The sequence below is a fragment of the Tardiphaga sp. genome, from assembly GCF_044336785.1.
In the GTDB taxonomy this organism is placed as follows: domain Bacteria; phylum Pseudomonadota; class Alphaproteobacteria; order Rhizobiales; family Xanthobacteraceae; genus Tardiphaga.
Genome location: NZ_JBIIOT010000139.1, coordinates 1 through 9,853 on the forward strand (window position 1 = coordinate 1; position 9,853 = coordinate 9,853).

The 9,853-nt window shown below is 62.5% G+C and carries 11 protein-coding genes; 7 read left to right on the top strand and 4 right to left on the bottom strand.

Features of this window, described 5'->3' with window-relative positions:
• The coding region (locus ACIQ2A_RS24120; RefSeq protein WP_398484261.1) for a CopD family protein at window positions 1-99 on the bottom strand (99 nt) is incomplete at its 3' end.
• A 456-nt stretch (window positions 100-555) separates the two neighbouring features.
• Between ACIQ2A_RS24120 and ACIQ2A_RS24125 the strand changes: the two genes are divergently transcribed.
• The 4 genes from ACIQ2A_RS24125 to dnaQ all read left to right on the top strand — a co-directional run bounded on the left by ACIQ2A_RS24125 (window position 556) and on the right by dnaQ (window position 3,450).
• Window positions 556-1,395 (top strand): pyruvate, water dikinase regulatory protein, encoded by an 840-nt coding sequence (locus ACIQ2A_RS24125; protein ID WP_398484263.1) that lies wholly within the window; start codon window positions 556-558, stop codon window positions 1,393-1,395.
• Window positions 1,392-2,000 carry a Maf family protein gene (locus tag ACIQ2A_RS24130; protein ID WP_398484245.1) on the top strand — a complete coding sequence of 203 codons (609 nt, stop codon included), beginning with the start codon at window positions 1,392-1,394 and terminating at the stop codon, window positions 1,998-2,000. The genes ACIQ2A_RS24125 and ACIQ2A_RS24130 overlap by 4 nt, the downstream gene beginning before the upstream one ends.
• A gap of 116 nt (window positions 2,001-2,116) precedes the next feature.
• A complete protein-coding gene (coaE, locus tag ACIQ2A_RS24135; protein ID WP_398484265.1) occupies window positions 2,117-2,716 on the top strand; it encodes a dephospho-CoA kinase in 600 nt (199 codons plus the stop codon).
• Window positions 2,717-2,736: 20 nt separating this feature from the next.
• Complete coding sequence (gene dnaQ, locus ACIQ2A_RS24140; protein WP_398484247.1) at window positions 2,737-3,450, top strand: DNA polymerase III subunit epsilon; 714 nt, start codon at window positions 2,737-2,739, stop codon at window positions 3,448-3,450.
• A gap of 140 nt (window positions 3,451-3,590) precedes the next feature.
• On the opposite strand, the gene secB is transcribed toward dnaQ, so the two are convergent.
• On the bottom strand, window positions 3,591-4,067 hold the full coding sequence (secB, locus tag ACIQ2A_RS24145) for a protein-export chaperone SecB (protein WP_398484249.1): 477 nt from the start codon (window positions 4,065-4,067) through the stop codon (window positions 3,591-3,593).
• A gap of 404 nt (window positions 4,068-4,471) precedes the next feature.
• Between secB and ACIQ2A_RS24150 the strand changes: the two genes are divergently transcribed.
• From ACIQ2A_RS24150 to ACIQ2A_RS24160, 3 genes are read left to right on the top strand one after another with little or no spacing between them, the layout of a single operon-like run.
• The gene (locus ACIQ2A_RS24150; RefSeq protein ID WP_398484251.1) at window positions 4,472-5,167 is read left to right on the top strand and encodes a Tim44/TimA family putative adaptor protein; all 696 of its coding nucleotides are present in this window, start codon (window positions 4,472-4,474) and stop codon (window positions 5,165-5,167) included.
• Between the two features lie 37 nt (window positions 5,168-5,204).
• Window positions 5,205-6,941, top strand: a complete 1,737-nt coding sequence (locus tag ACIQ2A_RS24155) for an MltA domain-containing protein (protein WP_398484254.1) — start codon at window positions 5,205-5,207, stop codon at window positions 6,939-6,941.
• Complete coding sequence (locus ACIQ2A_RS24160) at window positions 6,938-7,528, top strand: Smr/MutS family protein (protein WP_398484255.1); 591 nt, start codon at window positions 6,938-6,940, stop codon at window positions 7,526-7,528. Before ACIQ2A_RS24155 ends, ACIQ2A_RS24160 begins: the two co-directional genes overlap by 4 nt.
• A gap of 126 nt (window positions 7,529-7,654) precedes the next feature.
• On the opposite strand, the gene hslU is transcribed toward ACIQ2A_RS24160, so the two are convergent.
• A complete protein-coding gene (gene hslU, locus ACIQ2A_RS24165; protein WP_398484257.1) occupies window positions 7,655-8,959 on the bottom strand; it encodes an ATP-dependent protease ATPase subunit HslU in 1,305 nt (434 codons plus the stop codon).
• Window positions 8,956-9,525: an ATP-dependent protease subunit HslV gene (gene hslV / locus ACIQ2A_RS24170; RefSeq protein WP_398484259.1), complete on the bottom strand. Its 570-nt coding sequence runs from the start codon at window positions 9,523-9,525 to the stop codon at window positions 8,956-8,958. Before hslV ends, hslU begins: the two co-directional genes overlap by 4 nt.
• Between the last annotated feature and the right edge of the window lie 328 nt (window positions 9,526-9,853).

Consider the following 9,853-nt stretch of genomic DNA (forward strand, 5'->3'; position numbering starts at 1 on the left):
CGCATCGCAGTGATAGACGAACAGCCGGGGCAGATAGAGCATCCCCGCCATCCAGGAGATGACGGCGATGATGTGCAGAGCTTTCGCCCATTCATACATTGCTAAGCCTTGCCCACTATCAGGGTGTCACGGTCTCGATGGGGAACATCTGCCGGGGATCACGGTTAGCCGCAAGCAGGTTATCCGCGCCCTGTACTCATGAACCCCTTCCTCCAATCTATTATTAGATTCTTAAGGTTTGAGTCTGTTTGGCCGTGGATTTGGCCCGAACAAGACCGTCCCCGCGTCATCCCAAGCTTGTGCACACCGGCATCTGAATCTTCTGCGAGTCCTCTTGCGATCGACAAAGATCGGCAGCGCAGGGACTTCCGGCCGGTTCGGCAGGGATTCCGCAGAGACAAATCCACATAACCCCAGTATTGTCCGAAAGGTCGCCGAACGGTGTCCCCGCTGGCAGGCCTGTGAAGAAAAAGCCGGGTTATCCCGACCGCCTCGCCACCGCCGCCGATTCCGCTGAAAAGCTCCACAGCGATCCACAGAACACACAGGGTTATGGTGCATACCACCGGCAGCTTTTTTCACCTCCATCTCGTCTCCGATTCCACCGGCGAGACACTGATCACCGTGGCCCGCGCGGTGGCCGCGCAATATTCCAATGTGACGCCGGTCGAGCATGTCTATCCTCTCGTCCGCAGCCAGAAGCAGCTCGACCGGGTGCTGACCGAGATCGAGGAAGCGCCGGGCATCGTTCTGTTCACGCTGCTGGAAAGTGATCTCGTGGCGCGGCTGGAAGCCAAGTGCCAGGAGATCAATTCGCCGAGCCTGTCGATCATCGGCCCGGTGATGCAGCTGTTCCAGAATTACCTAGGTGCCTCGACCTCCGGCCGGGTCGGCGCGCAGCACGTGCTGAATGCGGAATATTTCAAGCGCATCGACGCGCTGAATTATTCGATGATGCATGATGACGGGCAGCATACCGATGGGCTGGAAGAAGCCGATGTCGTCCTCGTCGGCGTGTCGCGCACGTCGAAGACGCCTACCTCCATCTATCTCGCCAATCGCGGTGTCCGCACCGCCAATGTTCCACTGGTCCCCGGAATCCCTATCCCGCCCCAGCTCGAGACATTGAAAAAGCCTCTGGTCGTCAGCCTGCATGCGACACCGGAACGCCTGATCCAGATCCGGCAGAACCGTCTGCTGTCGATCGGTAGCGATACGACCAATGACGATTATATCGACCGGCAGTCGGTCACCGAAGAGGTGACCTATGCGCGCAAGCTCAGCGCCAAATATGGCTGGGCCTTGCTGGAAGTGACGCGCCGCTCGATCGAAGAGACCGCGGCGGCGATCATGAAATTGCTGGCGGATCGCCAGCGGCAACGGATGCAGGAATGACCATCTGGCGCGGCGAACAGCCGCTGATCCTGGCGTCGCAAAGCGCGGCGCGACGCATGCTATTGGCCGGCGCCGGCATCACTTTCGACGCAGCCCCCGCGGATATCGACGAGCGCGGCATTCAGCAGCGCTCGAATCTGACCGCACCGGGCGATATCGCAGCCCTGCTGGCCGAGCAGAAAGCGGCCTTTGTCTCGCTGCGGCATCCCGGCCGCTATGTGGTCGGTGCGGACCAGACATTGTCGGTCGGCGATCGGCTGTTCAACAAGCCTGCGGGCCGCGACCAGGCTGCGCAGCAATTGCGCGATCTCGCCGGCAAGACGCATGAGCTGCATTCGGCGATCGCTGTTGCTTGCGATGGCGCGACATTATTCTCTCATGTCTCGGTGGCGCATATGACCATGCGTCAGCTCGACGATACCGTCATCGACGCTTATCTCGATGCGGCCGGCGACAAGGTGACGACGAGCGTCGGTGCCTATCAGCTCGAAGGTCTCGGCGTGCATCTGTTCGAATTGATCGAGGGCGACCACTTCACCATTCTCGGCCTGCCGCTGCTGCCGCTTTTGAAATTCCTGCGCGGCGAAGGCATGATCGGGATCTGAACAAATCATCACCGTCATTGCGAGCGCAGCGAAGCAATCCAGAAGCCACGTGAAGAAAGAGCTGGATTGCTTCGTCGCAAGGGCTCCTCGCAATGACGAAAGAAAAGGGAATGGGAATGCGCGTCCTGGGGCTGACCGGCTCGATCGGCATGGGGAAATCGACCACCGCCAAATTGTTCGTGGAAGCCGGTGTGCCCGTCTATGACGCGGATGCCACCGTGCACATGGTCTATGAGAACGAGGCCGTGCCGTTGATCGAAGCGGCGTTTCCCGGCACGACAGCGGACGGCAAGGTCGATCGCACCAAGCTCTCGCCGCTGGTCGTTCACGATACGGATGCGATGAAGAAACTGGAAAGCATCGTGCATCCCCTGCTCGCCCGGCATCACAAGAAATTCCTCGATGAGGCCGAAGCGTCGGGTGCGCCGATTGCGGTTGTCGATGTCCCGTTGCTGTTCGAAACCGGCGGCGACAAGCGCGTCGATGGCATCGTCGTCGTCTCTACCGATGCCAAGACGCAGCGCGAACGCATCCTTGCGCGCGATGGCATGACGGAAGACAAGCTCGACGCCATTCTTGCCCGCCAGTTGCCTGACGCTGAAAAGCGCAAACGCGCCGACTTCGTGGTGGATACCTCGCATGGTATCGAGCCCGTGCGCGCCCGGATCGCTGAAATTCTTGTCGAGGCTGCTAAACTGCCCCGACGTCGCCCTTGATTTGCTGAGCCGAGAAACCGATGCGCGAAATCGTCATGGATACGGAAACCACCGGCCTCGATCCGCTCCGCGGCGATCGGCTGGTGGAAATCGGCTGTCTCGAAATCTTCAACCGGATGCCGACCGGCCAGACCTTTCACGTCTACTGCAATCCTGAACGCGACATGCCGCAGGAGGCGTTCAACGTTCACGGCCTGTCGGCGGAGTTCCTCTCCACCAAGCCGCTGTTCCATGAAGTGGCGAATGATTTCCTGGAATTCATCGGCGATTCGCCGCTGGTGATTCACAACGGCTCATTCGATCTCGGCTTCATCAACATGGAGCTGGACCGCATCAAGCGCCCGCCGGTGCCGCGCGATCGCCTGGTCGACACATTGCTGCTGGCGCGCCGCAAACATCCGGGCGTGTCGAACCGGCTCGACGATCTCTGCGCCCGCTACTCGATCGACAATTCACGCCGCACCAAGCACGGCGCACTGCTCGACTCCGAACTGCTGGCCGAGGTCTATATCGATCTCGTCGGCGCCCGGCAGTCGTCGCTGATTCTCGCGGAAGATGCGCCGATCATGGTGCGCAGCGGCTCCGGCGATACACCGCGTCGTCAGCGCGAGATCGCCCTGGCGCCGCGGGTGACGGAGGACGATCGTGCGACGCATCGCGCCTTTGTGGGCACGCTGGGTGACAAGCAGATCTGGTCGGAGTTCTGGGGCGAGCCGGACAAGGCGGCTTCGTAGCGCTCTGCCGTCGTCAGTTACTCAAAATGTCATCGCCCGGCTTTGACCGGGCGATCTAGTAACCGCCGCTGTTGCGTATGGTCACGCAGGCCAGTGTCTACTGGGTCGCCCGGTCAAGCCGGGCGACGACAGTCGTGGTGTCAGTTCGCCTGGCCGGCTTCTGCCTGCTGACGCTCGAGATTCTGGCGATACAGGCCGACGAAATCGACGGGATCCAGCATCAGGGGCGGGAAGCCGCCGTCGCGCACCGCGGTGGCGACGATCTCGCGGGCGAACGGGAACAGCAGGCGCGGGCATTCGATCATGATCAGCGGGTGCAGGTTTTCCTGCGGCACGTTGACGATGCGGAACACGCCGGCATAGGCCAGTTCGAACGAGAACAGCACCGAGCCCTTGGCGTCGGCCTTGCCCTCGATGGACAGCGTCACTTCATATTCGGTGTCCGACAGATTGTTGGCGCCGACATTGATCTGGATATTGATGTTCGGCTGCTGTTCCTGCGGGGCCAGGGAGCCCGGGGCATTCGGGTTCTCGAAGGAGAGATCCTTGGTGTACTGGGCCAGCACGTTGAGCTGGGGGGGAGACGCCTCGGGAGCGTTGCCGTTGCCGTTTGCCATGTCGAAAATCTCCTGAAGCGCCGCCGGGCGGCTTTGCCGATTCGCCGCGAAAAGCCGCGTCAGGCGGCCCCTCTATGCGGGCGAGTGGCTATCATAGGCCTGCGGTATCCGACAAGGACGGCAGCGCCTGATTGTACTGGGCCAATGGCCGAGAATTGCTCCAGATCACCCCGCCAAATCGCCCTAACCGGCTGATATGCCGCGGCTTCCGTGGCCCGGCGACGTCGGGCCAAGCGAACTTGTGGGCCCGTCCGGCGTTATTGCCGTCCGGATCGGGGCCGCTTTGCCGCAGGCCCTCCGGGGAGCATGCCATTGGCTCGACTAGGTTTCATGTCTAGATGGGATTGTGCCGCCAATGATGTATCGTGTTCCGCGGCACCTTCTTTGATCAGAAAGCGACAGACGTGGACATTTACACCATCATCTTCCTGGCACTGGCGGTCTTTATCTTCCTGCGCCTGCGCAATGTGCTCGGACAGCGCACCGGGGAGGAACGTCCGCCCTTCGACCGCAGCGCCCGCGAAGCACTGCCGCCGGAAGGCAACGTGGTGTCCATGCCGGGCAGCCCGATCGACCAGACCCAGCCTGCACCGGCTGCCGAAATCTCGCCCGCCGAACGCTGGAAGGGCATCGCCGAGCCCGGCACGCCGCTGGCCGCCGGCCTCGATGCCATTGTCGAGCAGGATTCGTCCTTCGATGCGCGTCACTTCCTGACCGGTGCCAAGAGCGCCTACGAGATGATCGTGCTCGCTTTCGCCAATGGCGATCGTCGCGCGCTGAAGGATCTGCTCTCCACCGAGGTGTTCGACAGCTTTGATGCCGCGATCAAGGAGCGCGAGACCAACGAATTGAAGACCGAAACCCGCTTTGTCTCCATCGACAAGGCGGAGATCGTGGGCGCCGAGGTCCGCGATCGTTCGGCGCAGCTCACCATCCGTTTCGTCTCGCAGATGATCTCGGCGACGCGCGACAAGGCTGGCAATGTCGTCGATGGCAATGCCGAGAGCGTGTCTGATATCACCGACGTCTGGACCTTTGCCCGCGACATTTCCTCGCGCGATCCGAACTGGAAGCTGGTTGGCACCGGCGCTGGCCAGTAAGTCCCGGCGACACGCGGCGCTTGCCGCGTGTACCGCCATGTGCGTCGTCACTCTGCTGGCGGGCGCAGCGGATGCACGCAGCCTCAACCACAAATACAAAAGCCGCGGACATTCCGAGGCTTATGTCCCGCGCTACAATCCGGTGCGGGAATTCCCGTTCGAATTCCCCGGCAGCCAATATATGCCGGTGCCGTGGACGGAGATCGCAGGCTGGACCGACGACGATCCTCGCGATGCGTTCAGCGCGTTTCAGGCAAGCTGTCGCCCCATCGCAGCCCAGCGCAAGCCGTCGACGGATTCCAAGACACTCGGCGATTCCCTGCGCGAGGCCTGCGTCGCCGCGAAAGCGGCGGATGTGAGCGACGCCGCGAAGGCGCGCAAATTCTTCGAAGCCAATTTCCAGCCTTTGCGCATCTCGCGGCTCGGTGAGCCCGAAGGATTTGTCACCGGCTATTACGAGCCCATCGTCGATGGCTCCAAGACAAAGACCGATGTCTATACGGTGCCGGTCTATCGCCGGCCATCGAACCTGTTCGTGCGCGGCTATAATCAGGCGTCATCCAGCCTGCCCAATAATGGCGACGTGTTTCGCAAGATCGGCCGCCGCAAGCTGGTGCCTTACTACGATCGTGCGCAGATCGAGGACGGTGCCATTGCCGGCCGCGGGCTGGAGATCGCCTGGCTGAAGAGCCAGACGGATCTGCTGTTCTCGCAGATCCAGGGCTCGGCGCGCGTGCGCATGGAGGACGGCAGCTTCGTCCGCATCAACTACGATTCGCACAATGGCTATCGCTACACGCCGGTCGGCCGCGTGCTGATCGAGCGTGGCATCATTCCGCGCGAGCAGATGTCCATGCAGCGCATCCGGCAATACTTTGAAGAGAATCCGGAAGCGGCGAATGAAGTGCGCCGGCAGAACAAGGCATTCGTGTTCTTCCGCGAAATACAGCTCGCCGAGAAAGACGAGGCGGTGGGCGCGCAGGGCGTGCCGCTAACGCCATGGCGCTCCATCGCCGTCGACAAGGCGCTGCATGTCTATGGCACGCCGTTTTTTGTCGAAGGCGAATTGCCGATCGACACCGAGATCTCGAAGACGCCATTCCGCCGCCTGATGGTGGCGCAGGATACGGGCTCGGCGATCGTCGGGCCGGCCCGCGCCGACCTTTATTTCGGCGCCGGCACCGAGATGGGCCGCATCGCCGGCCGCATCAAGCATCCCGCGAAATTCGTGATGCTTGTGCCGAAGAGCCTGGATCCCACCGCGCGCGGGCACAACATGCCGCTGCCGGATGCACGGCCTTCGGCAAAGATCGCAAAATTGTTTCCGCAGACGCCGGCGAGCGAGCCGACGAAGGTCGAGCCTGCAAAGACCGAAATCGCCAAGGCGGAGCCGCCGAAGCCAGAACCTGCAAAGACAGAACCGGCAAAAGCCGAGGCGGCGAAACCCGACGCGCCGAAGACACCGGCGGTGACGCCCGAAAAGCCTGCCGTGGTCAAAGTCGAGCCGGTGACGGAGGCCAAACCGGCGCCGGCCACCGTTCCACTGCCTGCGCCGAAGCCGGTTGAGCTTGCGGCAGTCGCAGTACCAGCGGCTGCAGCTGCAGCCGCCATCCCGATGCCGGAAGCGCGGCCGCCATCGGCACCGCAACTGGCAAAGACCACTCCGCCCGAAGCGAAACACGAAGCCAAGCCGCGGCGTGCCACGTATAAGCGGCGTATCCATCGTCGCGCGCCGGCACGGTCGTCGTCGCCCTTCCGTTTCTTCTGGCAATGAAGCGCTCGCGTCCCCCGCAGATCATCGATCCGCCCCGCCGCCGTCATCGTCCTCTCACCGAGGACGAACGCGTGCTGTGGGAAGGCGTCGCCAAACAGGTGAAGCCGCTGCGCAAGCGGACGCGTGTGGTGAAGATGGATGTGCTCGCGGTCGAGACTGCGCCAGCGCCGCTACCGCCGATGTCCCGCAAACTCGTGGATGCGCTGCCGGCGAAGGTCGTGAAACATCCAGATCCGCCACCGCCACCGCTGACGACGCTTGGTCGCCGCGAGCGTTCGCAATTGTCACGCGGCCGCAAGGAGATCGATGCCCGGCTCGATCTGCACGGCATGACCCAGGAGCGCGCGCATCGGGCACTCGCCACGTTCCTGCAGCGCGCGAGCTATGACGGCATGTCGTTCGTGCTGATCATCACCGGCAAGGGCCGCACCGGTGGGCTGGACTCCGAGCGCGGCATCCTGCGGCGTCAGGTGCCGATCTGGCTCGGCCTGCCGGAGTTTCGGGCGCTGGTGGTGGGATTCGAGGAAGCGCATATCGGGCACGGTGGTGCCGGTGCGCTTTATGTAAGGGTGAGACGGGCGCGATAGATGCTCCAATTGTCATCACCCGCGAAAGCGGGTGATCCAGTAAGCGCCGGCAGAGTGTAGTTAGTGAGAGCGAGTCTACTGGATCGCCCGGTCAAGCCGGGCGATGACAGTGAGAGTATGTAGCGGTTACAAAATAAACCGGCTGAGATCCGTGTTCTTCGCCAGATCCCCTACATGCTTCTGCACATAATCCGCATCGATGCGGATCGTCTCGCCATGCTTGTCCGGCGCGGTGAACGAGATTTCGTCCAGCACCCGCTCCATCACCGTCTGCAGTCGTCGCGCGCCGATATTCTCGACGGTCGAGTTCACTGCGACGGCGACATCCGCCAGCGCATCGATGGCGTCATCGGCAAATTCCAGCGTCACGCCTTCGGTCTGCAGCAGCGCCACATATTGCTTGATGAGGGATGCTTCCGGCTCGGTGAGAATGCGGCGCATGTTGTCGCGCGTCAGTGCATCGAGCTCGACGCGGATCGGCAGGCGGCCCTGCAGCTCCGGCAGCAGATCGCTTGGCTTGGCTATATGGAATGCGCCCGATGCGATGAACAGGATGTGTTCGGTTTTCACGGCACCATGCTTGGTCGAAACAGTCGTGCCTTCGATCAGCGGCAGCAGGTCGCGCTGCACGCCTTCGCGCGAGACTTCGCCGCCCGAGCGGCCATCGCGCACGCAGATCTTGTCGATCTCGTCGAGAAACACGATGCCGTTGTTCTCGACCACGGAAATCGCTTCCTGCACCACCTGGTCATTGTCGAGCAGCTTGTCGGCTTCCTCGCTCACCAGCGGCTCATGCGCATCCTCGACCTTGAGCCGGCGCGTCTTGGTGCCCTTGCCCATCTTGCCGAAGATATCGCCGAGCGAGATGGCGCCCATCTGCGCGCCGGGCATGCCGGGGATCTCGAACATCGACGGCGCCCCGCCCGATGACGACACCTCGATCTCGATTTCCTTGTCGTTGAGTTCGCCCGCGCGCAGCTTCTTGCGGAACGACTCCTTGGTCGCCGCACTCGCATTGGCGCCGACCAGCGCATCGACAACACGATCTTCAGCGGCAAGCTGCGCGCGTGCCTGCACATCCTTGCGTTTCTTCTCGCGGGTCTGGGCGATGCCGACTTCGAGGAGGTCGCGGATGATCTGTTCGACGTCCCGGCCGACATAGCCGACTTCGGTGAATTTTGTCGCTTCCACCTTGATGAAAGGTGCGCCGGCGAGCTTGGCCAGGCGCCGGGCGATCTCGGTCTTGCCGACGCCGGTGGGGCCGATCATCAGGATGTTCTTCGGCAGCACTTCTTCGCGCAGCAGCCCGGTGAGCTGCAGCCGGCGCCAGCGATTGCGCAGCGCGATCGAGACGGCGCGCTTGGCGTCGTGCTGGCCGACGATGAAGCGATCGAGTTCGGAAACGATTTCGCGGGGGGAGAAGTCGGTCATTCGCTCAGGGTCTCGATCGTCAGATTGCGGTTGGTGTAGACGCAGATGTCGGCGGCGATATCCAGCGACTTTCGGACGATGGTCTCGGCATCCTGGTCGGTGTCGGCCAATGCACGAGCGGCGGCCAGCGCGTAATTGCCGCCGGAGCCAATGGCCATCACGCCATATTCGGGCTCCAGCACGTCGCCGGTGCCGGTGAGGACCAGCGAGGTCGTCTTGTCGGCCACGATCATCATGGCTTCGAGCCGGCGGAGATAGCGGTCGGTGCGCCAGTCCTTGGCGAGTTCCACGGCGGCGCGGGTGAGCTGGCCGGGATACTGCTCCAGCTTGGCTTCCAGCCGTTCGAACAGCGTGAAGGCGTCGGCGGTGGCACCGGCAAAGCCGCCGATGACGTCGCCTTTGCCCAGTTTACGGACCTTTTTGGCATTGGACTTGATCACGGTCTGGCCGATCGAAACCTGGCCATCGCCGCCCACCACGACTTTACCGTTCTTGCGGACGGTCAGGATGGTGGTGCCATGCCAGCCGGGCGACGGCTCTGACGATGCGGAAAAGTGGTTGTTCATGGGGTCCCTCGTGAGGGTCTGATCTAGGCACGGGCGAGGGCGGATGCAAATGCGGCCAAACCGGCCATAAACGCCGCGGCCGTAGGATGGGTTGAGCGGAGCGAAAACCCATCATCCCGTCGATGCGGCAGGCTCGGCCGATGGGTTATCGCTTCGGCGCTGTTGCACCTGCGCTCAACCCATCCTACGGCCGCGTGGCGTGGCGCCCCAAGCCATGAATTTCCGCTCACCATAGCCGCAAATATCGCCCTCTCCGGCCATGGCGCCGCTGTCATCCCTTTGTTAAAAGACCGCGTTTTCAGCGAGCAAGAGGCCCATTCGATGCGCA